This is a genomic window from Janthinobacterium sp. GW821-FHT03C10 (assembly GCF_059420865.1).
Window position 1 is genome coordinate 44,584 of record NZ_JBWKUN010000009.1, and the last position, 24,979, is coordinate 69,562.

23 protein-coding genes are annotated in these 24,979 nt (G+C 65.2%); 14 read left to right on the forward strand and 9 right to left on the reverse strand.

What is annotated here, in order from left to right; genetic code table 11:
- The first annotated feature begins 29 nt into the window (after positions 1-29).
- From AC07VH_RS25225 to gdhA, 4 genes are all read left to right on the forward strand, one after another.
- Positions 30-1,070 (forward strand): polysaccharide pyruvyl transferase family protein, encoded by a 1,041-nt coding sequence (locus tag AC07VH_RS25225; RefSeq protein ID WP_489628978.1) that lies wholly within the window; start codon positions 30-32, stop codon positions 1,068-1,070.
- 2 nt (positions 1,071-1,072) lie between these two features.
- Positions 1,073-2,374 (forward strand): Rieske 2Fe-2S domain-containing protein, encoded by a 1,302-nt coding sequence (locus tag AC07VH_RS25230; protein WP_494788859.1) that lies wholly within the window; start codon positions 1,073-1,075, stop codon positions 2,372-2,374.
- On the forward strand, positions 2,371-3,402 hold the full coding sequence (locus AC07VH_RS25235; RefSeq protein WP_475414896.1) for a glycosyltransferase family 2 protein: 1,032 nt from the start codon (positions 2,371-2,373) through the stop codon (positions 3,400-3,402). The genes AC07VH_RS25230 and AC07VH_RS25235 overlap by 4 nt, the downstream gene beginning before the upstream one ends.
- A gap of 207 nt (positions 3,403-3,609) precedes the next feature.
- Positions 3,610-4,953 carry an NADP-specific glutamate dehydrogenase gene (gene gdhA, locus AC07VH_RS25240; protein WP_494788858.1) on the forward strand — a complete coding sequence of 448 codons (1,344 nt, stop codon included), beginning with the start codon at positions 3,610-3,612 and terminating at the stop codon, positions 4,951-4,953.
- 101 nt (positions 4,954-5,054) lie between these two features.
- Here gdhA and AC07VH_RS25245 read toward each other — a convergent pair whose 3' ends face one another.
- Entirely contained in the window at positions 5,055-5,612 is a 558-nt protein-coding gene (locus AC07VH_RS25245; RefSeq protein WP_475414894.1) for a flavin reductase family protein, read from the reverse strand.
- 175 nt (positions 5,613-5,787) lie between these two features.
- Between AC07VH_RS25245 and AC07VH_RS25250 the strand changes: the two genes are divergently transcribed.
- Positions 5,788-6,417 (forward strand): head GIN domain-containing protein, encoded by a 630-nt coding sequence (locus AC07VH_RS25250; protein WP_070305483.1) that lies wholly within the window; start codon positions 5,788-5,790, stop codon positions 6,415-6,417.
- Positions 6,418-6,459: 42 nt separating this feature from the next.
- On the forward strand, positions 6,460-7,257 hold the full coding sequence (locus tag AC07VH_RS25255) for an enoyl-CoA hydratase (protein ID WP_494788857.1): 798 nt from the start codon (positions 6,460-6,462) through the stop codon (positions 7,255-7,257).
- 135 nt (positions 7,258-7,392) lie between these two features.
- On the opposite strand, the gene AC07VH_RS25260 is transcribed toward AC07VH_RS25255, so the two are convergent.
- From AC07VH_RS25260 to AC07VH_RS25280, 5 genes are all read right to left on the reverse strand, one after another.
- Positions 7,393-8,130, reverse strand: a complete 738-nt coding sequence (locus AC07VH_RS25260) for an AIM24 family protein (protein ID WP_070312592.1) — start codon at positions 8,128-8,130, stop codon at positions 7,393-7,395.
- 3 nt (positions 8,131-8,133) lie between these two features.
- On the reverse strand, positions 8,134-8,775 hold the full coding sequence (locus AC07VH_RS25265; protein WP_101483726.1) for an AIM24 family protein: 642 nt from the start codon (positions 8,773-8,775) through the stop codon (positions 8,134-8,136).
- Positions 8,776-8,792: 17 nt separating this feature from the next.
- Positions 8,793-9,446 (reverse strand): AIM24 family protein, encoded by a 654-nt coding sequence (locus AC07VH_RS25270; protein WP_494804008.1) that lies wholly within the window; start codon positions 9,444-9,446, stop codon positions 8,793-8,795.
- Positions 9,447-9,567: 121 nt separating this feature from the next.
- Positions 9,568-12,732, reverse strand: coding sequence for a S8 family serine peptidase (locus tag AC07VH_RS25275; protein ID WP_494788856.1), 3,165 nt, complete (start codon positions 12,730-12,732; stop codon positions 9,568-9,570).
- A 1-nt stretch (position 12,733) separates the two neighbouring features.
- Complete coding sequence (locus AC07VH_RS25280) at positions 12,734-13,549, reverse strand: NF038120 family PEP-CTERM protein (RefSeq protein WP_494788855.1); 816 nt, start codon at positions 13,547-13,549, stop codon at positions 12,734-12,736.
- Positions 13,550-13,990: 441 nt separating this feature from the next.
- On the opposite strand from AC07VH_RS25280, the gene AC07VH_RS25285 reads away from it, so the two are divergent.
- Together AC07VH_RS25285 and AC07VH_RS25290 are read left to right on the forward strand one after the other, a co-directional pair.
- Positions 13,991-14,902: a histidine kinase gene (locus AC07VH_RS25285; RefSeq protein WP_494788854.1), complete on the forward strand. Its 912-nt coding sequence runs from the start codon at positions 13,991-13,993 to the stop codon at positions 14,900-14,902.
- Entirely contained in the window at positions 14,899-15,558 is a 660-nt protein-coding gene (locus AC07VH_RS25290) for a response regulator (RefSeq protein ID WP_494788853.1), read from the forward strand. Before AC07VH_RS25285 ends, AC07VH_RS25290 begins: the two co-directional genes overlap by 4 nt.
- On the opposite strand, the gene AC07VH_RS25295 is transcribed toward AC07VH_RS25290, so the two are convergent.
- Together AC07VH_RS25295 and AC07VH_RS25300 are read right to left on the reverse strand one after the other, a co-directional pair.
- Positions 15,555-18,035, reverse strand: coding sequence for a TonB-dependent receptor (locus tag AC07VH_RS25295; protein WP_494788852.1), 2,481 nt, complete (start codon positions 18,033-18,035; stop codon positions 15,555-15,557). The two genes, AC07VH_RS25290 and AC07VH_RS25295, sit on opposite strands and share 4 nt — an antisense overlap.
- A gap of 103 nt (positions 18,036-18,138) precedes the next feature.
- Positions 18,139-18,600, reverse strand: coding sequence for an Lrp/AsnC family transcriptional regulator (locus AC07VH_RS25300; RefSeq protein WP_070217690.1), 462 nt, complete (start codon positions 18,598-18,600; stop codon positions 18,139-18,141).
- 99 nt (positions 18,601-18,699) lie between these two features.
- Here AC07VH_RS25300 and ilvB point away from each other — a divergent pair, with 99 nt between their 5' ends.
- Positions 18,700-20,448 carry a biosynthetic-type acetolactate synthase large subunit gene (gene ilvB, locus AC07VH_RS25305; RefSeq protein ID WP_494788851.1) on the forward strand — a complete coding sequence of 583 codons (1,749 nt, stop codon included), beginning with the start codon at positions 18,700-18,702 and terminating at the stop codon, positions 20,446-20,448.
- Positions 20,449-20,534: 86 nt separating this feature from the next.
- Here ilvB and AC07VH_RS25310 read toward each other — a convergent pair whose 3' ends face one another.
- Positions 20,535-21,392 carry a helix-turn-helix domain-containing protein gene (locus AC07VH_RS25310; protein WP_494788850.1) on the reverse strand — a complete coding sequence of 286 codons (858 nt, stop codon included), beginning with the start codon at positions 21,390-21,392 and terminating at the stop codon, positions 20,535-20,537.
- A 113-nt stretch (positions 21,393-21,505) separates the two neighbouring features.
- Between AC07VH_RS25310 and AC07VH_RS25315 the strand changes: the two genes are divergently transcribed.
- From AC07VH_RS25315 to bamE, 5 genes are read left to right on the forward strand one after another with little or no spacing between them, the layout of a single operon-like run.
- On the forward strand, positions 21,506-22,948 hold the full coding sequence (locus tag AC07VH_RS25315) for a cytochrome P450 (RefSeq protein WP_494788849.1): 1,443 nt from the start codon (positions 21,506-21,508) through the stop codon (positions 22,946-22,948).
- A 36-nt stretch (positions 22,949-22,984) separates the two neighbouring features.
- Positions 22,985-23,446: a GNAT family N-acetyltransferase gene (locus AC07VH_RS25320; RefSeq protein ID WP_475414882.1), complete on the forward strand. Its 462-nt coding sequence runs from the start codon at positions 22,985-22,987 to the stop codon at positions 23,444-23,446.
- Positions 23,443-23,802: a nucleotide pyrophosphohydrolase gene (locus AC07VH_RS25325; RefSeq protein ID WP_494788848.1), complete on the forward strand. Its 360-nt coding sequence runs from the start codon at positions 23,443-23,445 to the stop codon at positions 23,800-23,802. The genes AC07VH_RS25320 and AC07VH_RS25325 overlap by 4 nt, the downstream gene beginning before the upstream one ends.
- Before the next feature lie 49 nt (positions 23,803-23,851).
- On the forward strand, positions 23,852-24,652 hold the full coding sequence (locus AC07VH_RS25330) for a hypothetical protein (RefSeq protein WP_494788847.1): 801 nt from the start codon (positions 23,852-23,854) through the stop codon (positions 24,650-24,652).
- Positions 24,649-24,957, forward strand: a complete 309-nt coding sequence (gene bamE / locus AC07VH_RS25335) for an outer membrane protein assembly factor BamE domain-containing protein (protein WP_494788846.1) — start codon at positions 24,649-24,651, stop codon at positions 24,955-24,957. Before AC07VH_RS25330 ends, bamE begins: the two co-directional genes overlap by 4 nt.
- Positions 24,958-24,979 lie beyond the last annotated feature (22 nt).

Genomic DNA, 24,979 nt, shown 5'->3' on the forward strand with positions numbered 1-24,979 from the left:
CTACACCCCCATAACAAGAAGGACGGACATTGAATATCTTTATGGTGCGGCCCACCACTCGCAATATCGGCAACGATCTCATCGGCTACGCTACCGCAGAACTCCTTTACGAGGTATTCGGAGAAGCCACCAATGTCGTCAGCATTCCTGCCTTGAAGGGGCCGCAGTTCGGCGGCTTGGTAGCGCGCCAGATCTATGACATGAACCGCCTCGCCGACGCCGTCATCGTGGGCGGCGGGAATCTGTTTGAAAACGGCCAGCTGTCCTATGATGTGCAGGCCGTCAATGCCCTGCGCCGCCCGATGATGCTGATGGGACTGTCCCATGGCCGCATCACGGGCCGCGATGGGCAAATGGAAGACCGCACCGATGCCCTCAGCCCGACTGCAATACGGCACCTGGTCGAGCATGCCAAGGTGGCCATGGTGCGCGACACGGGTTCGCAAGAAATCCTCGCCGATCTTGGCGCCAAGGTGACGGTCGGCGGCTGCCCCACGCTGTACCTGCCCCCAAATGCCGAGGGCGAAGCGGCCAGGGGCGGCGTGATCATTTCGGTGCGTCACCCCATGCGCATGAGCGTTCCTGCCACCTTGCAGTGGCGCATCGCAGAAGACCTGCGCCGCCTGATTGCCGCCCTGCGTGCCGAATATGCGCAACCCGTCTATCTGGCCTGCCACGATTACATCGATCTCGAATTCGCGGCCGGCTTCCCGGAAGCGGCGCCCATGTACTTTGACGAAGTCAGCCGCTACATCGAAGCGCTGCGCACCTGCAAGCTGCACGTCAGCTACCGCCTGCACGGCTTCCTTCCGTGCCTGGCCATGGGCTCGCACAGCATCAATCTTTCCTATGACGAAAGGGGCCGCTCGATGCTGTCGACCATCGGCATGGCATCGTGGGATGTCGATCTGATGGAAAATGGCGATTGCGTAAGCGCCATCATGGACCGCGCGCGCTCGGCCGATCAATATCACCGTACCCGCCAGAACGCCCTGCCGCTGATACAAGAGTTGCGCCAGATTACGGTGCGCGGCTTGCACACCTTGCGCACCCTGGCAACGGAGCAATGAATATGAGCTCGCCATCTTCGTCGCAGGGCGTGTGGCTGAAGTGCCACGTCCGCGAACTCGCCCCTTGGGAAACCATGACCGAGCGCGTGCTCGAGGAAATTATTTCCACGGTGGGACAAATGAAGGGCGCAGCAAAGGCTCAGGTGCTGCGCCAGCAGGGCATTGAGCGGCTGCACGAAGTCATCGATACCGACGATGTGGCTTCCTTGCGCAACCAGGTGCTGGAACGCTTGCGCCAGCCCTTGCTGGCCATGGCGACGGCCGTCGGACGCCAGATCCTGGGCTGGGATGGCGATTTCTATGTGGATGACTATTTGATCCTGCGCATCAACTTCCCTTACGAAGTGGCCCGCAAGACCAATCCGGCGAGCGAGAATCCCGGTATTGGCAGGCTCAGCGCTACCGTGCGCGAAAAATTCCAGATGCGCAAGGTCATCGACCCCGTGTACGCGCCGAAGGAGTATCACCGGGGCCACCCGCCCGCCGCCTGGGCGCACGGTCCGCACATCGATAGCTGGGCCGGCCATTCGCGCGACGGGCGCAATATCTGGTGGGCCATAGGCGAGGTGCCGGCGGAAGCGGGCATGGTGCTGTATCCGGAGTTAGCCAACGTCACGCTGCCCTGCGAGCGGCGCACGCTGTACCTGCAAGCGGGCTACCGCCTGCCGGTGCCGACCTACCTGCCCCTGGCGGCAGGCGAGATGCTGGTCTTCGATCCCGAAGTGCTGCACGGCACGCATCTGAACACGACAGAGGCCACGCGCGTGGCCATTTCCATGCGCCTGAACGCTTCCAGGCCGACGTTCGATCCCGCCTGCTTCTATTCGCGCGAATTCTGGCGCCGGGCCGCCGATATCGAGCAAGGCCATGATGAAGTCCTGCATCTGCGACGCGAAGACAACTTCGGCCCGCCTGTGGCGAACGCACCCGTGCAGACGCCGCCTGCCGTTCCCGTCATCGCCGGCCGGCTCGAGCAGCAAAGCGGTCTCATACATGGCCAGCTGCCTGCCGCCGGCCCGGATACGCAGCGCGTCATCGTCGATGCCGCGCCGTATCGCATCATGCTGGTACACACCAGCGACGGCACCCGCGCCTACGACGCGGCCTGCCCGCACTATGGCGTGGACCTGGCCGATGGCGGATGCGATAGCGGCAAAGTGTATTGCCCGGCTTGTGCAATCTCGTTCGACTTGCAAACAGGAAAATCGTCCTGCCCGTCGCTGACACTGCAACCGTATGAAATCCGGCAAGACGGCGCTACCGTACGCATCCGTGTTGCGCCGCCTGCGGCCGTGGCGACATGAGCGCAGCCGCAGCCCACGCTCTGCCTGCCGCCCTCGATGCGGGCGCGGCGGCAGTGAGTGTCATCATTTGCACCCGCAATGGCTGGTCGCGCGGCTTTCTTGACGACAGCTTGCAATCGCTGCTGGCCCAATCCTGGCCCGCGCAAGAAATCCTGCTGATCGATGATGCCAGCAGCGACGACACGCCCGCCTATGTACGGCAAGCCTACCCGCAAGTCACCGTCTTGCCGAATGCGGGAAGCGGTCTGGCGGCCGCGCGCAATACGGGAGTAGCTGCAGCCCGTTTTCCTTGGGTCGCCTTCATCGACGACGACGACATCTGGTGCCCTGAAAAACTGGCTGAACAACTTGCACAGGTACAAGCATCCGAAACGCCGGATGCGATTGTGTATGCGTCGCAAGTTGCCACGCTTAACAGCCATGGCGGCAATCCCGTGGATTGGGCAACGCCACGGCAGTTTGCCGCCTGGCCCGCCTGTCTGCTGGGTTCTCCCATTCAGCCATCCGGCGTGCTGCTCAGCAAACGGCTACTCTCCCGTATGGGGCCATTTAGCGAACAGCTCAAGGAAGGCGCCGCTTACGACTACTGGATACGCTGCCTGAGCGCCGGGATGTCCATACACTACAGTACCAACGTCCTGCTGCACTATCGTCAACATCATCCACAGATGACGGCGATGTCGCGCAAGCTCGATCATTTCCTGAATATCGACGCCATGATCACGCCGCACCTTGCGCGGCTGGCACCTGCGCTGGCCAACCGGATCCGCTCAGCGCGCTTGCTGAACAATCTGCGCTCCCTGCTGGGCCATACCGGCATCTCGGCGGCGGTACGCTACTGGCGCGTCAGCGTGCCACGCCCGGCGTCCAGCCTGCGTACCCTTTCCTATTTTTTGTTAGATACGATTGCATGCCGGACCCCGCACCGGATACGCCACACACTGCGGCAACGCGCCATGCAGCTACTCATCGGCAAGCAGACGCCCTTGCCCGAGCTACGCCCGAAACGATCCGGACATCCGACGTGAAGGACCACAACGCCAGCGCTTCCGCTGGCGTTTTTGTTTTTATATCAAGTTTTCCATCAGATCAGGGGCTGTTTTTCCGCGCCGGACGGCTGAAAAATTCGCCCCACAATGTAGCAGAAACCCCTCAAAACCAAATTTCCGCACCATTTTTGTGCGAAATCTGCGATGATAGTTGCCCAAATAACCGATTACCTCCATGGAATTCTGATGAAATACGCATCTGCTCACGAGTATGTCCAGCATGTCGCCGCACGCAATCCAGGTCAGCCCGAGTTTCTGCAAGCCGTCACCGAAGTCATGGAGAGCTTGTGGCCGTTCCTGGAGCAGCACCCGAAATACGCGGAACAAGGCTTGCTGGAACGCTTGATCGAGCCGGAGCGCGTGGTGATGTTCCGCGTGTCGTGGGTCGATGACCATGGGCAAGTACAAGTCAACCGCGGCTACCGCATCCAGCACAGCATGGCCATCGGGCCGTACAAGGGCGGCATCCGCTTCCACCCCTCCGTCACCCTGTCGGTGCTGAAATTCCTCGCCTTCGAACAGACGTTCAAGAATGCGCTGACGACATTACCGATGGGCGGCGGCAAGGGCGGCGCCGATTTCGATCCGAAGGGCAAGAGCCCGGGCGAAGTGATGCGCTTCTGCCAGGCCTTCGTGAGCGAACTGTTCCGCCACGTGGGTTCGGATACGGACGTGCCGGCCGGCGACATCGGCGTGGGCGGGCGCGAAGTGGGCTATATGGCCGGCATGATGAAAAAGCTCAGCAACCGCGCCGATTGCGTGTTCACGGGCAAGGGCGCCAGCTTCGGCGGCTCGCTGATGCGGCCGGAAGCGACGGGCTACGGCACCGTGTATTTCGCCGAGGAAATGCTGAAGACGCGGGGCCGCTCGTTCGAAGGCATGCGCGTGTCCGTTTCCGGCTCGGGCAACGTGGCGCAGTACGCGGTCGAAAAAGCCATGGCCATGGGCGCGAAAGTCATCACCGTCTCCGATTCCAGCGGCACCGTCTTCGACGAGGACGGCTTTACGCCGGAAAAGCTGGCCATCCTGATGGAGGTCAAGAATCATCTGTATGGCCGGGTCAGCGACTACGCAGAACGCACGGGCGTGCGCTTCGAGGCGGGCGTGTCGCCATGGCATGTGCCGGTCGACATCGCCCTGCCCTGCGCCACGCAAAATGAACTGAACATCGACGATGCGCGCCTTCTCATCGCCAATGGCGTGCAGTGCGTGGCCGAGGGTGCCAACATGCCGACCACCATCGAAGCAGCCAAGGCTTTCGAAGCGGCCGGCGTGCTGTATGCGCCGGGCAAGGCCAGCAATGCGGGCGGCGTGGCGACTTCCGGCCTGGAAATGAGCCAGAACGCGGCCCGCATATCGTGGCCGCGCGAGGAAGTCGACGCGCGTTTGCTGCAGATCATGCAAGGCATCCATGCCGCGTGCAAGCAATACGGCACCCGCGCCGACGGCACCGTCAGCTACGTGGATGGCGCGAATATCGCCGGCTTCGTCAAAGTGGCCGATGCCATGCTGGCGCAGGGTGTCATTTAGGCGTAGGTCGGATTAGGCGCAAGGCGCCGTAATCCGACAACATGGTTGGCGCGGCCGGTAGTGTTGTCGGATTACGCACGGCATAGCCGCGCTAATCCGACCTACAACATCTCGGGCTTCATCAGACTCTTGCGGCTGATCGTGCGGCCCGACACCATGAACTCGCCATTGCCCCGGTAGTGCAGGGTTTCGGGCAGCTTGGGCGAGGTGGCCACGTGGGCTTTCACGCACTCGAAGATGAAGAAGCCGCCCTTCGGGTTGCCCGCCACCTGCGCCAGCTTGCATTCGAAGTTGGCGTAGCACTCGGCGATCAGGGGCGCGCCCACCAGTTCGGCCGGCTGCGGCGTCAAGCCGAAGGCCGCGAACTTGTCCGTGTCTGCGCCGCTGCAATTGCCGATGGCGACCACCTGGTCGACCATGTCGGCCGTGGGCAGGTTGATCACGCATTCCATGCTGCGCTTGATCATTTCATGGCTGTGATTCGCGTCGGAAATGAAGCAGCCGAGCAAGGATGGGGTAAATTCCATCAGCATGTGCCAGGCCATGGTCATGACGTCGCTCTCGCCCTGCCACGTTGAAGTGACGAGCACCACCGGCCCCGGTTCGAGAAAGCGGCGGATATCGGCGACGGGATAATCTTCTTTGTGATAATTTTTCATGCAGTCTCCAGGACGCGTTACGCCATAGCATAGCCCAACGGCGCCTTCGCGGGCGCGCGGCTGGCCGATGGCGGCGTGTCATCCACGCCGCGATTTGCGCCGCTCATCGCAAATTTCTCCACCTTGGAGATGTTGCAACATAGAATACACTGATCAACTACTCAAGGAAACCGCCATGCGCCCTCTGTTCCTGTTGTCAGTCCTGTCCCTCGCCTGCCTTTCCACCCTCGCGCATGCCGACGAGCAAACCCGCACGGTCGCCGCCTTCAACGCCATCGACATCCGCGGCCCCATCAGCATCGAAGTGGAATCGGGCAAGGAGCAAAGCCTGCTGCTGCGCGGCGACCAGAAATTCCTCAGCGGCGTGATCACGGAAGTGGTCGACGGCGAACTGAAAATTTCCATGAAGGATAAAGATATCAAGAAGACCGAGGGCGACCCGCGCATCATCATCACCATGCCCACCTTGCGCAAGCTGATCGCGGAAGGCGCGGGCGAGAAGATATTGACCAAGCTCAATGGTCCACGTGTCGACATCAGCTACAAGGGCGCGGGCCGCCTGGCCGCCGATGGCCAGGTCGACTGGCTGCGCCTGAAGGCGCAGGGCGTGGGCGAAGTCGATACGAAAGCCTTGCTGGCGAAAAACGTCGATGTGAATTTCGAAGGCATCGGCTCCGTCAAGGTGTATTCCTCGGGCGAGCTGAACGCCGTGGTGCGCGGCATGGGCGAACTGACGTATTACGGCAAGCCGAAGATCGTGCACAAGTCGATCGCCGGCATCGGCAGCGTCAACGCCGCCAAGTAAGCTTTTCCATAAAAACAAGGCCATCAGGCCACTGGAGACCGCATGACCGCTTTACAAGATACCGACGCACCGCTGGTGCTGCGCGAAGAGCAGGATGGCCTCGTCACCCTGCGCCTGAACCGTCCCCTGCAATTCAATGCCCTGTCCGTAGCCATGCTGGCCGCGCTGCAGGAAGCGTTCGATGCCATCGCGCAGCAGCCGCACGTGCGCTGCGTGGTGCTGGCCGCCGAAGGCAAGGCGTTTTGCGCGGGCCACGATTTGCGCCAGATGCAGGCCACGCGCCAGCTTGATTATTATCAAACCCTGTTCGCGCAATGCTCGCGCGTAATGCAGGCGATTCAGGCCTTGCCCGTGCCCGTGATTGCCCGCGTGCACGGCATCGCCACGGCGGCCGGCTGCCAGCTGGTCGCCAGCTGCGACCTGGCCGTGGCAGGCGCGTCCGCCCGCTTTGCCGTCTCCGGCATCAACGTGGGCCTGTTCTGCGCCACGCCATCCGTCGCCCTGTCACGCAATGTCTCGACCAAGCGGGCCTTCGACATGCTGGTGACGGGCCGCTTCATCGACGCCGACACGGCCGCCGACTGGGGCCTGATCAATGAAACGGTGGCCGACGCGGCGCTCGACGAGGCCGTGGCACGCCTGGCGCAGCAGATCATGGCGAAAAGCCCGACGGCCATCCGCTACGGCAAGGCCATGTTCTACCGGCAGCGCCAGCTGCCGCTGGACGAGGCGTATGCGTACGCGGGCGACGTGATGGCGCGCAACATGATGGAAGAGGATGCGGAGGAAGGCGTCGCCGCCTTTTTAGAGAAGCGGCCGCCCGGCTGGGCGCAGCCTTGAGTACCTGACCGAACCTACTGCGCGTCGGTATAGGCAGCCTGCGATGCTCACCGTACTTCAGTACGGTTGCGCTTCTCGGCTACCTCTCCCTTCCGCTCGCTACGGTTCTGTCAGGTACTCTTGGACTGCCTGGTCTTAACGACTGTCCTTCATCTGCTGCTGCACGGAAAGACTCAAGGTACCGAGGTCTTCCTTGCCCAGCAACGGCAATTGCGCCAGCAGCTGCATCAGGGCCGAGCTGCCCGTCACGTCCAGCTCGGACGACTGCACCAGCACCGTGCCGGCGCCCGTGAAGTCGATCTGCTTTTCCTCGCCCGACAGGGTAAAACCCGTGAGCGCGCCGGCGGCCGAGGCCCAGCCCTGCACGTGGGCATAGTCGTAGTGATACGAGGGGCTGGGGCAATCGGCCCAGCCCAGCACGGCCTGCTCGTCCACGCGGCACGGCAATTCCAGGAAATGCACGGGGCCGTTCGACGAGGCGATCACTTTACCCGTGCCTATCATGGTCAGATAGCCGGGCAAGGTCGATTCCTGGCAAATCACATCCTTCGTAAAACCCAGCAGGTTTTTCGCGCGGATGGTCATGTTGGCGTTGTCCAGGTCGTAGCACGCCAGGTCGTTGCCGTTGTCGCCCAAAATCAATTGGCCCTGCCCTTGCGCCACGACAAAGTGGTGCACGTATTTCGGTGCATTGAAGGCATTGCGCACGATCAAGTCGAGCACGCTGCTGCCCATGGCTTCGAAGCGCAATTCGCCATAGAAGGCGATCATCTTGCCCTTGCGAATGAAGATCTGTTCCTTGACGTCGATGACATACGAAAAACGGTTCAGGTTATCGTTCTTCGGCAAGGTATCGGGGTTGTAAATCGTCATGGCTTACCTTTCGCTCGCTTGGATGTAGACCGTACCCTGGCCCGTAAACTTCACCTGGTAGGATTCGCCGGACGCCTGGCCGACGAAGGTTTTCCAGTTCAGGTCCGTGACGATGGTCGAGCTCAGCTGGCCCGTGTGGCCGATATACGCTTGCGGGTCGACAAAGACGGGCACGTCCGGCGTGACGGGCAAGCCGATGGCATTGCCGTCGGACAAAATCGCCACCTCGCCCGTGCCTTGCAGGGTGGTGGTAAACAAGCCCTGGCCCGAGGCCATGCCGCGCACCACGCCCTGCACGCCGCCCTGGTTGCCAAGGAACATGGTACCGGCCGTGAGGCGCGCATCGAAGGCCAGCAGAGAGTCGCTTTCCACATAGAAAGTTTCGCCGCGCACGGGCACGATGCTGACGAACAGGCCGCCCTGCGCATAAAACACGCTGCCCGTGCCGCGCGCCGACATCAGGGCATAGCCCTCGTTCGTGACGGCGCGCATGGCCAGGCTTTGCACGCCCTGGCCGGCCAGGAAGGAGCGGCTGAACGCCACGTCGCCCTGGTAGGACACCATGGCGCCCTTGCGGGCGAACACTTCTTCATTGCCGAGTTTGACCTCAAGCATCTTTTCATTGATCTGCTGATAGACAGGCATGACGGGTCCTCGCTGACTTAACGTTCGGCGGGCTGGATGAACACCACGCCCTGGCCTGTGAATTTGTGCTGGTACGATTCGCCCGAGCTCTGGCCGATCATGGTGCGCCAGTTGACGTCGAAGACGAATTCCTGGCGGATATCGCCCTTGAAGCCGACGAAGGCGTCCGGGTCCACGCGCAGCGGGTGAGAAGGCGTCACTTCCAGCATGATCAGGTTGCCGCGCGAAATGACGGCCAGATTGCCGTGGCCTTCGACGGTGGTGGAAAACAGGCCCTGGCCGGAACTGGCGCCGCGCAGGCCCGCAAAGCTGGTGCCCGTCTTCAGGCTCGTGTCGTAGGCCAGCAGGCTGCTGCTTTCGATGGTCAGCTTTTCGCCGGCCAGCGCCATGACGGTGATCTCGGCCGCGTTCTGCGCGAAAAACACGGTACCCGTGCCGGCGGCCTGCATCACCTGCATGCCTTCGTTCGTCACCTTGCGCTTGAGCGCGCCAAAGATGCCCTCGCCGCCCAGCAGGGATTTTTCAAATTTGATGCTGCCCGTGTAGGCGACCATGGCGCCGGCAATCGCCAGCACTTTTTCATCCTGCAGGCGCACTTCCAGCAGGCGGTCGGTATTGGTGCGGAAACTGGTCACGCGCGACTCCCCAAGAATGCCAGGGCACAAAGCCATGGCTATCCGACAAGATACCGGGGGCGTTACCGCCATGCAAGTGCTATTCCTCCCGAACGGGGGGGAATCTATAAAAAAAGGCGTGCCCGGAGGCACGCCTTGCGTTCACGCAAAGAACGGTTTATTCAGCCAGCACCGGCCTGGCGCCGCGCGCGTTCTGGAACAGCGGCACGGGATCATTGGTATTGACCTCGACCACCGTGACGCCCTGCACCACGCCAGCGACCTGGTAGCCGACGGCGCCCAGGTGGCGCTTGCCTTCGGCCAGGTTGGACCAGCTCAGCGAGACAGACGCGGTGCCGCCCACGTAGGCCGTGCCCGGCATCAGCGCCTTGAAGTTGCCGTTGTTCAAGCCGGGTGCCAGCACCCACGACGACAGGGTGTAGTCGGCCTGGCCGTTTTGCGGCGCGAAGCCGATCACGCACACCTTGTACGTGCCGGCGGCGGGCAGGCGCAATTCCACTTGCTCATTGGAACTTTCGTTGCCGCTGCTGCCGACCAGCACATTGGCGGCGTTGTAGACCTCCATGTCCATGTCGGTATTCGCGCCGCCCGTCGTTTCCGCGTCGTAGGTGGCAAAGCGCGCCGCCAGGGTACCGGCCGGGACCACCACGTTGTGCACGTTCACGCCCGTGGCGCCGCCCGCCTTGCAGGCGGCCGATGCGGCAGCGCCCGTCGCGGCCTGGCCGATCGTGCGCGACTCGCGCACGGCTTCGACCAGGCCCGACTTGACGCCCACCAGCGCGCCCGTGAAGCCCGTGCCCAGGGTCAGCACCTTGCTGCCCGTGGCCGCTTCACTGCTGACCAGTGGAATGGCGGCCAGCGAGGTGCCGCGCGCCGTCAGCGGGCTGCGCACCGTGTGCGTGCCATCCGTCCAGCTCAGGGCGCCGTAGGTCCAGGTATTGGCCGGCGCCGTGGTGCGCGTCAGCTTGACCTGGTACTGGCCCTTGGCACCGGGCGCCAGGCTCAGGCTCGTTGGCGTCACCGCCACCGTGTAGCCGGGCAGGCTGGCCGAGACGTTGTAGACGGCGCTGCTGGCGCCCACGTTGGTCACCGTGCGCGTCAGTGTCTGCGTGCCCAGCACGTTGGCCGCCGTCAGCGACGCCAGGTTCAGGTTGTAGGCAGCAATGGTGCCGACGGCCTGGCAGGTGGCGGCGCTGTAGACCTTCAGGTTCAGGCCGCACAGGAAGCGCGCATAGTCGATTTCCGACACGTCGTACACGAGCCCGGGATCGGCCGCGCTGTTGGGCGCGATATGGCCGGCGCCCTGGCCCCACGGCAGCTGGCCCGAGTTCTTCGCCGTGGCATCCCACGACACGGAACCGTTCAAGCCATCGGAGTACGTGCTGAAGGCCGTCGTCATCAGCGCCGACTTGATGGCCGCGGGCGACCAGCTCGGGTGCTGCTGCTTGAGCAGCGCCGCCACGCCGGCCACGTGCGGACTGGCCATCGAGGTGCCGGAATAGAAATCCCATTCCGCCACGGGCGCCGCGCCGCCGGCCGCCACCGCATCGCGCTGTGCCGGCGTCAGGTCGGCCGTCACGCCGGCCAGGATGTTGGTGCCGGGCGCGGACAGGTCGGGTTTCAGGATGTTCGCGTTGGCCACGTTCGGCCCGCGCGAGGAGCGGTCGCTGACGATCGGCGCCTGCACCGTGGTGTCGGCGATGGTGTGGATTTCGCCCAGTGCCGCCGTGCCGTCCGGATTGGCCGCCATGAAGGCCTTCAGCGCGTCGCCCTGCGCCTGCGCTAGGTGCACGGTCGACAGCACGTGCGCCTGGTTGATGATGGTGTTGGCGCCGCCGGCCACGTTGGCGATGACCACGCCCGCCGCGCCCGCCGTCCTGGCGTTCGCGCTCTTGTTGACCAGCACGTTGCCGCCACGGTCGCACACGAGCACCTTGCCCGCCACTTTCGCCGGGTCCAGATAAGCCGAGGTGGCATCGGCCGCGCCGTAGCAGCGCAGCAGATTGACGTCCGTCGGCGGCACGCCGGCCAGGCCCGCGTCGCGCGAACGGATCAGCGGCAGCGCCGGCGTATTCGCATTGCTCGACGCGCCTTCCAGCTTGCTGCCGTTGCTGAGGATGACATTGCCCGCGTACAGGCGGTTATGCGTGGAATTGGCCACCGTGGCCAGCCACGGGCTGATGTGCGAGACGGGCGCCGGCACGTCGGGCGCGGGCGTGGCCGGGCCGGAATTGCCGCCGGAGGTGGCGACAAAAACGCCGGCCGCCGCCGCGCCGAGGAAGGCGACTTCCGTCGGTTCGTCGAAGGCGCCGCCGCCCGCGTTAGGGCCGATGGAGAAGTTGATGACGTTGACGCCATCCTTGACCGCCTGGTCGATGGCGGCCACGCTGTCGGCCGTGGCGCAACCGTTGCGGCCCGTCGACGCGGCCGTCCAGCACACTTTATAGGCGGCGATGCGGGCGCGCGGCGCCATGCCGGAAGCCTTGCCCAGCGACACGCCGTTCGAGGTGGCGATGGCGCCATTGTTGCCGCCGGCCGTGGACGCCGTGTGCGTGCCATGGCCGCCATGCCCCGTCAGGCCGGCGACGGAATCGCGCGGCGACAGGAATTCCGTCCAGTGCAGCGCCGACGTGGAGGCGCGGTAGTAGCGCGCGCCGATCAGCTTGTTGTTGCAATTCTCGGCGCCAAAGCCTTCGCCCGTCTGGCACGTGCCCTGCCAGCTGGCCGGCGGCGCGCCGTACACGACGTTGCCGCCGCTGTGGCTGGGCACGCCGTTCTCGTCGAGGCGGTCGGCAAAGGCCGTGTTCTCGGGCCAGATGCCGCTGTCGACGATGCCGATGATGATGTCTTCGCCCGCGTGTGTCTTGCCGCCCAGTTGTTCCCACAGGCCGCCCGGCTTGTCCAGGCCCAGGAAGGTCGGCGTGTAGCTGGTGTCGAGCTGCAGGATGGAGTCGGCGCTGATGCTGGCCACGCCGCTGTTTTTCTTCAGGGCCCGCACTTCATCGTCCGTCAGCAAGGCGGAAAAGCCGTTGAAGACGACGCTGTACTGGTGCGTGATTTCCGCCGCGCTGACGGTGCCGGCCACGGCGGCCTGCTTGCTGTCGAGGTAGCTCAGGTAGGCCTGCACATCGGCGGCGCCCACGTTGATGCGCGCGCCCGGGGCGGGCTTGGTGGCGGCCAGGCCGTCGACCTGGCCCGTGTAGGTGGCGGCCGGCTTGTCGACCAGCTGCACGATGTAGGAACGGCGTTCCTGCGCCTGCGCCGCTTGCGCCAGGCTGGCGGCCAGCAGGAGGATGGCGAGGGAAACGGGACGTAATTTCATCTCACGCTCCTTGCACGGTGAACGCGGCGAACTTGCCGCTGCGGCGGCGCGACAGCATGCCGATGGCGCCCAGGCCGGCCAGCAGCAGCATGTAGGTCGACGGTTCCGGCACGGCGCTGATGTTGATGTTGTCCAGCGCAAACTGGCCCTGGTTAAAGGCGGGGAAATCGATGGAATTGCTGCACACGCCAGTGTCATTGAAAATGCAGGCGTTGAAGGTCAGGCCCGTGAAGGCGTAGTTGCTGAAGCCGCCCAGCAGGGAAGCGCCCTGGAAATGGTAATTGCCATCGCTGCCCTGGCCGGGAAACGCCAGCGAGGTGCTGACCACCTGGCCGTTGCTGAGGGTGCCGCTCAGCTGCAGTTCGCCCCAATTCTGGTTCGGCAAGCCGGAGACGGGCGCGATGAAGGAATAGTCGAAACCGGCCAGGCTGAACGCCTGGTGGTCGGCACGCGCGAAATTCACGCCGCCATCGTTGAGGATGGCCAGATAGTTGCCGGTGCCGCCCTGCGGACAGGCGGCGATATCGCACGACGAACCCGCGCGCCCATCGAGGATGGCGCCCACACCGCTGACGCCGCCGCCGGCCGCCGTGGTCGGGTCGGCCAGGAACAGCAGGTTGTAGCTCGACGTATTGAGCGTCTGGCCGCTTTCATACACGTCGGGACGCAAATTATCGAAGGTCAGGACATCGGCCATGGCCGGCGCCGAGGCCAGCACGGACACGGCGGCCAGCGCGGCCAGGATGGTGGCGCGACCGCGGGTAGCGGGCGGATGGGCAGTGGCGGGCGATACCCGCGCATGTGATGGACGATTCATTCTATTCCCTTGTTTGTTGTGGATAGATAGGTCGGCAGGTCTGGCGCCCGCTTTCAGCTTTTTCACAAAAGTGTCAACAAATATAGCAAATCGCATAAAACAAATATCATATTTTTAATATCATTTATTTATTTTTTATCTAAGCCTGCGAAACTTTGTTTTGTTTTATCTATGGAAGCTTGAGGAATCTCAACGTTACATTGGAACAACAATGCCTCGCACTGCAGGCGTGCGCGCCAGCGTGCCGGCGCGACTTCAGATAAGCTCGAAAACCGTGCCTGCGGCCAGCGCAAGCGCCCACCGTCACATCGCGGTACACCTGTTCCATCCTGGAACAGTCATCCCCTCCCCTGCTCCGCATGACGCGCCCCCAGAGGCCCCTGCGCCGATGGCATGAAGCTTGCACAACAACGAGATCGACCGTGCTCAGGGAGCAGCATCATGGAACACCATCAACTCGCCGGCAGCGGCCGCGCAGGCACGCGGCCGGCCCGGCGCATCCTCGTGTGCTGCGCACTGGCACTGGCTTTTTTCCTGCTGGCCGCCAGGCTGGACCTGGCCGAACGGCTGACGCACGCGCTCTGGCGCCAGGAACACTGGCAACTCGATGAACTGGCCCTGAGCCTGTTGCTGCTGGCGCTGGCGCTGGCCGGCTTTGCCGTGCGGCGCGGGCGCCAGGTGGCGCTGCTGCTGGCGCAAAACCGCGCCCTCACGCAGCGCCTGCTGCGCGCGCAGGAAGAGGAACGCTGCGCGCTGGCGCGCGAGTTGCACGATGAAGTGGGACAGGACTGCACGGCCATCCGCGCCGCCGCCAGCTACATCCTGCGCGCGCGCGACGGCGACCAGGCGAACGTGCAGGCGTGCGCCGCCAGCATCGCCCGCTCGTCGGAAGCGCTGCACGCGATGGTGCGCACGATGCTGCGCCGGCTGCGCCCGCCCGTGCTCGACAGCCTGGGATTGGCGCCGGCCCTGCAGGCGCTGTGCGACAGCTGGGCCCAGCAGCACGGCATCGCCTGCCATTTCGCGCCGCACGCCATCCCCGCCAGCCTCGACGACAGCACCGCCACCGCCATCTACCGCCTGGTGCAGGAAGGCTTGACGAACGTGGCGCGCCACGCGGGTGCCGACCGTGCCACGGTGGAATTGCGCGCCGATGCGCACGGCGTGCTGCACCTGGCCATCGAAGACAATGGCCGGGGTTTGCGCCAGGACAAAACGGAAGAAGGCGGTTTCGGCATGCTGGGCATGCGCGAGCGCGTGGCCGGCTTGCGCGGCCATATCCGCTGGATCAGCGGGCTGGGCAACGGCTTGCGCATCGAAGTGGCGATGCCGCTGGCGGCCGGTGCGGCATGAACGCGGCGCTGACCCCGGTCCGCGTGATGCTGGTGGACGACCATCCGGTGGTGCGCTCCGGTTACCGCCGCCTGCTGGAACAGGGCGGCGACATCGCCGTCGTGGCCGAGGCGGGCAATGGCGAAACGGCGTATGCCTTGTACCAGGAGCACGCGCCCGACGTCTGCGTGACGGATTTGTCCATGCCCGGCATCGGCGGCCTGGAATTGCTGCGCAAGCTGCTCGCGCGCGACGCCGCTGCGCGCGTGCTGGTATTTACCATGCACGACACGCCGCAGCTGATCGCGCGCGCGCTCGATGGCGGCGCCTGCGGCTTCGTCAGCAAGCAAGCCGACCCGGAACACCTGGTCGACGCCGTGCGCGCGGCCCACGCGGGCCGGCGCTACCTCGATCCGCACAGCACGCCCGGCGTGCTGCAAGGCACGGCCTGCATGGAAGCACAGCGCTTGAGCAGCCTGAGCCAGCGCGAATTCGAAATCTTCCGCCTGCTGGCCGAAGGCCGCAGCGCCGCCGACTGCGCCCGCCTGCTGCACCTGAGCAGCAAGACGGTGGCCAACCACCAGACCTGCATCAAGGAAAAACTCGACGTGCCCGGCCCCGCCGCCCTCGTGCACCTGGCGCTGCGCAATGGCGTCATCGAGCATATCCTCCCTTAAAACGCGTAGCGCAGACCTACATTCACGCTACGCGGCGCACCGGCCGCATAGAAGGTCGCATTGACCATCGGATAGTCGCCGTTCACGGCGGACAGTGGCCGGGCGGCAAAATTGCCGTTGGCGTCGAAAGCCGTCGCGCCCAATTGCGCCGCCGTCGCGTACTGGCGGTCGAACAGGTTGTTTATCTGGGCAAACACGCTCAGGCGCGGCGTCAGCTGGTATTTCCCGTTCAGCTCCACCACGGCGTAGCCGGCGCTCTTGCCGGAACCCAGGTATGACGGGCCGCCCGCCTGGTGCCCGTTGTTTTCATTGCCGCGCGCATAGGAACTCGACACGGCCGTCATGGCCAGGCCCACCGTCCAGTCGCGCCCGCCCTGATAGTCCACGTGCGCCTTCAGGATATGGCTGGGCGTCAGCGGTATGCGGTTGCCGGGCGTGATGACGATATTGCCTTCCAGGCCGGGCGCGTCCGCATCGCTGCTGCTGTTGGCGCTGCCGTTGACGGTTTCGCGGCTTTGATACGTCGCCTGCAGCCACGTGTAGTTGACGCCGAAGTCCAGCGCGCCCGCCTTACCATCCAACGCCAGCTCCACGCCCTGGTGGCGCGTCTTGCCGAAATTCTTGAAGTAGCCGAAACCGGCCTGATTGTCGGCCACGAACAGGATATCGTCATGGTTTTCCGCGCGGAACAGGCCGGCGCTCCAGCGGGCCACGTCGGAAAACTTTCCGCGCACGCCCGCTTCCCACGTCTTGGTGACCACCTGTTTCAAGGGCGGGTCGCCCGCCATGGCGTTGGGCAGGCGGCACGGGTTTTCCGGGTCGGCGCAGCCGAGTTCGATGGCCGTCGGCGTGCGGCTGCCTTCGTTGTAGCCAAGATAGGCGCTGGTGCCGCCGGCCGGCGCATAGGCCAGACCGATGGCGGGATTGAAGCGGCTGAAACGGTGGTCGCCATCGAGCGAGCCGCTGCCGCCGCCCGGCGTGATGGCGTCGCGGTTGCGCACGGTGCTGCGGTTGTAGCGGCCGGAGATGGTCAGGGTCAACGCTTGATTCAACGCCATGCTGTCGCTTGCATACACGCTCCACGTGCGCATGCGCCCGCTCAAGTCGACCCGGTTGTCGACCGGTGTGCCATCGTCGTCGATCTGCGTGCCGTCGGCAAAGAAATCGACGGGCGTGATGCTGCGGTCCGGGTTCAGGTAGCCGAACTGACTGGTCTGGCGAAAGGTGGCGTGGCTGGCATCGAAGGCGGCGCCGGCCGTGACGGCGTGGCGCGCGCCCGCCACGTCGGCCAGCGCGGTGAACTGGCCTGAAAAACCATAGTTTTCCTGCTGCGTATGGCTGCGGTTGAGCATGCCATTGCACTTTTCGGCCGGCTCGTCATTCAACAGCACGTTGGCTATGCAGCGCCATTTCGGGAACGGCGTATTCGACGCGTTCGCCCCGCTGGCGGGAAAACCCGTGTAGCCGGCCGCCGCCAGGGCCGCCCGTTCGGCCGCGCCTGGCTGGTAGACGGACTGGTCGAGCGACTCGTCGTTCAGGTCGCCGTTGTAGGTGTGCGTGTCGATCTTGCGGTAGTACACATTGCCGGACAAGAGCAAGCCGGCGCCGGCCTGGTGCTTGCCCGTCACGTTCAGCAGGGTGGACCTGTTTTGCGTCAAGTCGGGCTTGGTGTAGACGCTGCGATAATCGCGCGCCAGCATTCGCTGCTCCTGCAAGCCGTTGCCCGTCAGCGCATTGTCCGCGTGGGTCACGGTGACGGCGATATCCGTGCGCGCATCGCTCCAGCCCAGCTTGCCAAACACCTGGCGTACGTCCGATGGGGAATCGTCGCGCCAGCCGTCTTCCCTGAAGCGGTTGCCCGTCACGTACCAGTGCCAGCCCTGCGCATTGCTGCCGCCATGTTCGACCTCGACGCCGCGACGTTGATCGGAACCGAGGCGCGCCTCGACGGCTGTGCCGGGATTGCTCTTGCCATCCTTGGTCTGCAGGGCCAGCGCGCCGCCCAGGGTGTTCAGGCCGAACAGGGGGTTCGAGCCGGGCATCAAGGTCAGCGAGGCGATGGCCATGCGCGGGATCAAGTCCCAGCTGACGACGTCGCCAAACGGCTGGTTCAGGCGCATGCCGTCGAGGTAGATGGACAAGCCTTGCGGCGTGCCCAGCAGCGGCGAGGCCGTATAGCCGCGGTAGCTGACGTCGGACTGGAACGGGTTGTTCTGCACTTCGTTCACATACACGCTGCCCAGGTTGCGGCGCAGGAAGGCGGAAATGTCGAGCGCGCCGCTGCCGGCGATCTGTTGCGCGCTGGCCGTCTGCACGGGCACGGCGAATGCGTCGCGCGGCTGCTCCACGGTGGGCAGCGGCATGCTGCCCGTGATGATGACGGTGGGCAAGTCGTACGCCAGCTCCAGGCTGGCAGGGTCGGCAGCTTGCGCCTGGCACAGCGCCATGGCGGCGGCCGCGAATAAGGTCAGTCTCATGCATATCCCCGATTTATAGTGGTTTTTATTGCGTCCAGTATCGGACAGTCACCATCAATGAACTAGGGAAAAACTCCCGCCGTGCGGGGAAGGGGTCACAAAGTCAACGCTGCAAGGGCAGGTAGCTCTGCTTGAGCTGACGCAAGACAAAGCTCGATTTGCTGTGGCGGATGCCGGGAATTTTATACAGGCGCTCGCGCAGCAGGCGTTCGTAGTCGCGCGTGTCGCTCACCGCGATGCGCAGGTAGTAATCGTAGTCGCCGGACACAAGAAACGCTTCCAGCACTTCCGGGATCATGGCCAGCGCGTGGCCGAATTCAAACAGGGCCTGGTCGGAATGGTCGTCCAGGGTGACTTGCACGATGACGGTATCGGCCAATCCCACCTTGGCCGCGTTGACGTTCACCGTATAACCCTCGATGACGCCATCGTCTTCCATGCGCTTGATGCGCGCCCAGCATGGCGACGAGGTCAGGCCCACCTTGGCGCTCAAGTCATGCAGGCTGATGCGGGCGTCCTGCTGCAGGGCCGTCAGGATGGCGAGGTCGAATTTATCCAGTTTCATTCTGTCATATCCTTATTTCACAGCAAATTTTGCTGAATACTACATTCTATACGAGAAAACCAGCAGCCTTTTCTGCCGCATCAGGCAGAAAATAAGGCCATGAAACCCGATCCCGCCCCCCTCCTCGCGCGCGCCTCCCGCAACGGCGCCAGCACCCTGATCGACACCCTGCTGGCGCTGGGCGTCGACACCGTCTTCGGCTACCCGGGCGGCGCCGTGCTGCCCCTGTACGACGCGCTGCACGCCCAGCCGCGCCTGCGCCACGTGCTGGTGCGCCACGAACAGGCGGCCGTGCACGCGGCCGAAGGCTATGCGCGCAGCACGGGCCGGCCCGGCGTCGTCTTCGTCACGTCCGGTCCCGGCATGAGCAATACCACCACGGGCTTGCTCGACGCCCTGTGCGATTCGATCCCCGTCATCTGCATCAGCGGCCAGGTGGCCACCACCAGCATCGGCACGAACGCCTTCCAGGAATGCGACGCGCTGGGCATTTCGCGCCCCGTCACCAAGTGGAACCGGCAAATCCGCACGGCCGATGAAACGGCGGCCGTCGTGCGCGAAGCGTACGCGCAGGCCACGCAGGGCCGGCCCGGCCCCGTGCTGGTCGATTTCCCCAAGGATCTGCAACTGGCGCCGGTGCAGGAAACGACGGTGCTGGCCCCTGCCACGCCGGCCCCGGTGCCGATGCCGGCAGCCTCCGATCTCGAACGGGCCGCCGGCCTGATCGCCGCCGCCCGCCAGCCCGTGTTCTATGGCGGCGGCGGCCTCATCAATTCCGGCCCCGCCGCCTGCGCCGCCTTCGGCCAGCTGGTGAAACTGGCGGCCGCGCCGTGCACCCTGACCTTATTGGGCCTGGGCGCCTTTCCCGCCTCGCATCCGGCCTTCCTGGGCATGCTGGGCATGCACGGCACCCTGGAAGCGAACCTGGCCATGCACCATGCGGACCTGATCGTCTGCGTCGGCGCCCGCTTCGACGACCGGGTGACGGGACGGCTGGACGCCTTTTGTCCCGGCGCGAAAGTCATCCACGTCGATATCGACCCGGCGTCGATCGGCAAGGTGGTGCGCGCCGACGTGGCCCTGCGCGGCGATTGCGCGCCCGTGCTGGCGGCTCTGCTGGCGCAGCTGCGCGGGCGATTGCTGGCGGACCGTCAGCCGTGGTGGCAGCGCATCGATGGCTGGCGCGCGCAGGACTCGCTGGCGTTCGACGACACGCCCGACGTCATCGCGCCGCAGGCGCTGATGCGCCGGCTGCAGGCGGCGCTGGACAGCGTGGATGGCGGCGACGCCATCGTCTCCACCGACGTGGGCCAGCATCAGATGTGGGCGGCGCAGCATCTGCGTTTCGAGCAGCCGCGCCGCTGGCTGACCTCGGGCGGCGCCGGCACCATGGGTTATGGCTTGCCGGCCGCCATCGGCGCGCAGATCGCCCATCCCGAAAAATGCGTGGTGTGCGTCAGCGGCGACGCCTCGATCCTGATGAATATCCAGGAACTGGCCACGGCCGTGCAGCACCGCCTGCCCGTGAAAGTGGTGCTGTCGAACAATGGCTACATGGGCATGGTGCGCCAGTGGCAGGAACTGATACACGGCGGGCGCTACAGCCACAGCTACACCGAAGCGCTGCCCGACTTCGTCGCCCTGGCGCGCGCGTTCGGCTGGCAGGCGCACACGGTCAGCCGGCGCGAGGAACTCGACGCGGCATTGACTACCTGCCTGGCATCCGAGGGCCCGTACTTCCTCGACGTGCGCGTGCATGGCGCGGAAAACTGCTTCCCCATGATGGCGCCCGGCGCGGGGCACCATGAAGTGACCTTATCCAAGGGCAAGGTGTACAAGGAACGGTAGGTCGGATGAGCGGCGGGACGCCGCGTAATCCGACACCAGCGTCTTGCAACAATGTTGTCGGATTACGCTCTACGAGCTAATCCGACCTACGCCCATATCCGGTAGATCCAGTAGCTTTCATCTTCCTTCATGGCGCGCGCCAGTTCCGTGGGGCTCAAGCCCGTGATTGCGCGCGTCTCGCGGCAGAAATGCGCCTGGTCGGCGTAGCCGCCGCTGGCGGCAACGTCGGACCAGGACGCCGTGCCCTGCAGGATGGCGCCGCGCTCGTCGAGAAACAGCTGTTCCGCGCGGCGCATGCGGCGCAAGGTGCGCATGGGCTGGCCGGCCCAGGCCTTGATGCGGCGCTCGATATGGCGCGCGCTGCTGGCCAGGCCCGTCGATGCGGCCTGCACGCCCAGGCGGCGCACCCAGTCCTGGATGGCGCCGGCCGGATGGTCGCCGCTCTTGCGCGCCAGCTGCCAGCGGGGCGCGAGAAAATCCTCCACCAGCCTGACGCGGGCCTCGTCGTCCGGCGCGGCCAGCACGGCGTCCGACAGGGCCAGCCAGTCGGCATCGAACAGCGCGCCCAGGGGGCGGAACTGGTCCAGCAAGGCATCCATCGAGATGCCCGTCAACGCATGCAGGGCGGCCGGATAAAACATCACGATAAACGAATGCACGGGACCGGGGTTGTAGCTGACCAGCGGATACGAACGGGGGCCGCCGAACAGCGCGGGCGGCATGCGCACGTCCGGCAGCGACAGGCCCGGCGCGGCCGCTTCCACGTCGCCGGCGACGGTCCAGACGATGCTGCACATGGGCGCGGCGGGAAAGCGGTTCAGGCGCTGGGCCGGCGGCAGGGGCGCGCAGCCCGTGGTGTCGCGCACGAGCATGGCGCGCACGCAGGAAGCGAGCGCGGCGCGCGGTGCGATCAGACGGGTCAGAGGCGTATGGGCGGCAGGCATGGCGACGATTGTACCGGCAAAGCCGGGCGCCGCACGATGTCGTATTCGTTCAAGACGCGGGCGCGCAAGCGCGCTACAGTGATGTCATTGTCGCCATCCACCAGGAGTCCGCCATGCCCCCGCTCGACCATGCCGCCGCCCCCGCCGTCGCCACGCCCTTGCGCCAGATCCGCCGCCTGCCGGGGCCCTTCGCCCTGCCCATCGTCGGCAACAGCCTGCAACTCAAGCTCACGCGCATCCACCGCGACGTGGAGCAGTGGGTACAGCGCTACGGCCCCTTCATGCGCGCCTGGTTCGGCCGCACCCTGGTGCTGGTGGTGGCCGACAGCGAGGCCGTCGGCGCCGTGCTGCGCGACCGGCCCGACGGTTTTCGCCGCCCCCTGAGCAGCTCCGTCGTGTCCGAGGAAATGGGCGGCATCCCCGGCCTGTTCCTGGCCGAGGGCACGGAGTGGCGCAACCAGCGCCGCATGGTGATGGCCGGCATGGCGCCCGGCGCCATCAAGGCCTACTTCCCCGCGCTGGTGACGGTGGCGCAGCGCCTGCAGCGGCGCTGGCATCTGGCCGCCACGCAAGGCCAGGCGATCGACCTCGATGGCGACCTGAAACGCTACACGGTCGACATCATCGCCGGCCTGGCCTTCGGCACGGAAGTCAACACGCTCGAATCGGGCGAAGACGTGATCCAGCGCCACATGGACGACATCCTGCCCGCCGTGGCGCGGCGCAGCCTGTCCATGTTCCCGTACTGGCGCTATGTCAAGCTGCCCATCGACCGCCGCCTGGACCGCGATGTGGCGGCCCTCTCTGCCGCCGTGGCGGACCTGGTGCAGCAGGCGCGCACGCGCATGGCGCACGACCCGGCGCGCCGCGCGCATCCGCCCAACCTGCTCGAAGCCATGATCGCCGCCGCCGACCTGGAAGGCAGCGGCGTGACGGACCGCAACGTGGCCGGCAATGTACTGACCATGTTGCTGGCGGGCGAGGATACGACGGCCAACACGGTGTCCTGGATAATTTACCTGCTGCAACGCCATCCGGCATGCCTGGCGCGGGCGCGCGAGGAAGTGCGGCGCCTGGCGCCCGACACGGCCCACTTCACCATCGAGCAGATGGATAGCCTCGATTACCTGGGCGCCTGCGCCAGCGAAGCCATGCGCTTGAAACCGGTGGCGCCCTTCCTGCCCGTCGAGGCGTTGCGCGACACGGTCATCGGCGACATCGCCGTGCCGGCCGGCACCCTGGTCTGGTGCGTGATGCGCAATGACACCGTATCCGATGCGCACTTTCCCGACGCGCAGGCCTTCCAGCCCGAACGCTGGCTGGCCGACGGCGGCGATGCCAACAACAAGCGCGCTTCGATGCCCTTCGGCGCCGGCCTGCGCACGTGTCCGGGCCGCTACCTGGCCTTGTTGGAAATCAAGATCGCCATGGCCATGCTGCTGGGCAGCTTCGACATCGCGGGCGTCGACACGCCCGATGGCGGTGCAGCGCAGGAACTGATGGGCTTTGTGATGTCGCCCATCGGCCTGACCATGCGCCTGGCGCGGCCGCAGTGATACCATGGGGGAATCTCAGTCAACGTGCTTTCCCCCATGCAAATTCACCTGGAATCGCCGCAGCAAGCGGACGTGCAGACCCTGATCGCCGAGCTTGATGCCTATCAACAAACGCTGTATCCGGCCGAGTGCGTCTACTCGCTGGACCTGGCATCGTTGCCGCCGGACACCCTGCTGTTTGCCGTCGCCCGCGATGCGGCGGGCACGGCGCGGGCCTGCGGCGCCATCGTCGTCACGCCCGATTTCGGCGAGCTCAAGCGCATGTATGTGCACCCGGACAGCCGCGGCCTGGGCCTGGCCAAGCGCCTGCTGGCCCTGCTGGAAGAGCAGGCGCTGGCGCGCGGCTGCCGCTTGCTGACGTTAGAAACGGGCATCCACCAGCCCGAGGCCATCGCCCTGTACGCGCGCCACGGCTACCAGCGGCGCGGGCCCTACGGCGGCTATCCCGACGATCCATTCAGTGTCTTCATGGAAAAACCGCTGCGGGCGGCCGCATGAGCGCCCCATCCGACAGCCTGCTCGACATCCGTGCGCGCCTGCGCGCCTTTGCCGCCGAGCGCGACTGGGACCAGTTCCACACGCCGAAGAACCTGGCCATGGCCCTGTCCGTGGAAGTGGCGGAACTGGTGGAGCACTACCAGTGGCTGCCCACGGGGGCGGACGCCGAGCTGGACGAGGCGAAACGCACGGGCATCCGCCACGAGCTGGCCGACGTGCTGATGTATCTGGTGCGCCTGGCCGACAAGAGCGGCGTCGACCTGCACGCGGCCGTGCTGGAAAAGATGGCACTGAACGCGCAGAAATACCCGGCGCAGCAGGTGCGCGGCGATGCGCGTAAATATAGCGAGTACTGATAGACCCACCCGTGCGTGGCCGCCGCGCAAAAAAGCGTAGCATCAAGCCATGCGCATTCCTCTCTCCCTGCTGCTCGCCGGCTTGCTCGCCGGTCCACTCTCCAGCGCTGTTGCGCAGGCGCAAACCGCGCCCGTGCCGCAAGTGAAAGTGAGCGCCACGCGCGACCCCGTCGACAAATCCTACCGCAAGATGCTGCAGGGCGTGGACCGCTTCGAGCGCGACCATGCGCTGGCCCCGCAGGCCGTGCTGCGCTTTCGTCTGCTGCCGCGCCAGCCCGGCGTGGACATGAGGGGCGTGCAGCTGCGCATCGCGGGCGACACCGTCAGCATCCCGTTACCGCTGGCCGAGGACAACAGCTTTGCTCCCGTGCGCAATGCACAAGCGGCGCGCGAAGACGCCGTGCTGATCGCCAACCGCAAGGCCACCACCATGAGCTGGCGCGCGCAGGTGATCACGCCCGGCTTGCCGCCCGGCACGCGACGCCTGGGCGACTTGCGCCTGGAATGCCGCGCCGGCATGGATTCGGGCCTGATCTCGAACGACCCGCAAATCATCGCCTGGCTATCCAGTATGCTCTACAGCACGGACAAGGTGTGTTCCGAGCCCGATGGCAATTATCTGTTCTTCACGGAGCGCCCCCTGTTCGGCGTGACCCTCGTGCATGGCGAACGCCGCCTGGCCCTGCCGTTCGCCATGCTGTACGCGGGCGGCGAGCAAACACCCGCCTCGCTGCCGTATTGCGATTGCCAGGTCTTGCTTGACCGCACGTATTACGCGCCCCTGTGGGATATGAACTGGCCAGACGACGCCCTGCTGGAATTTGACTATATGGACGAGGTGGCGCCATGAAATGGCTGCTGATCGCCATGCTGGTGCTGCTCACCGCCTGCTCCGGCACGCGCGCCTTGCAGGCAAGCAAGAATGTGCCTTACGCCACCCTGGAACAGACGGTGCAAGTGGGCAGCAGCACGCGCGAGCAGGTGCGCGCCGCGCTGGGCGACAGCACATTGATCCGCTTCGACAGCGGCAAGGAAGTGTGGATGTACACCTACCCGGCCGCCTCGGGCACGCAGGGAGAATATGTGATTCTGTTTGGCGGGGATGGGGTGGTGAAGAAGGTGCGCAGCGGGGAAGTGTATCGGGTACGGAAGTAAATCCCGCCAACGGTGCGCTGGC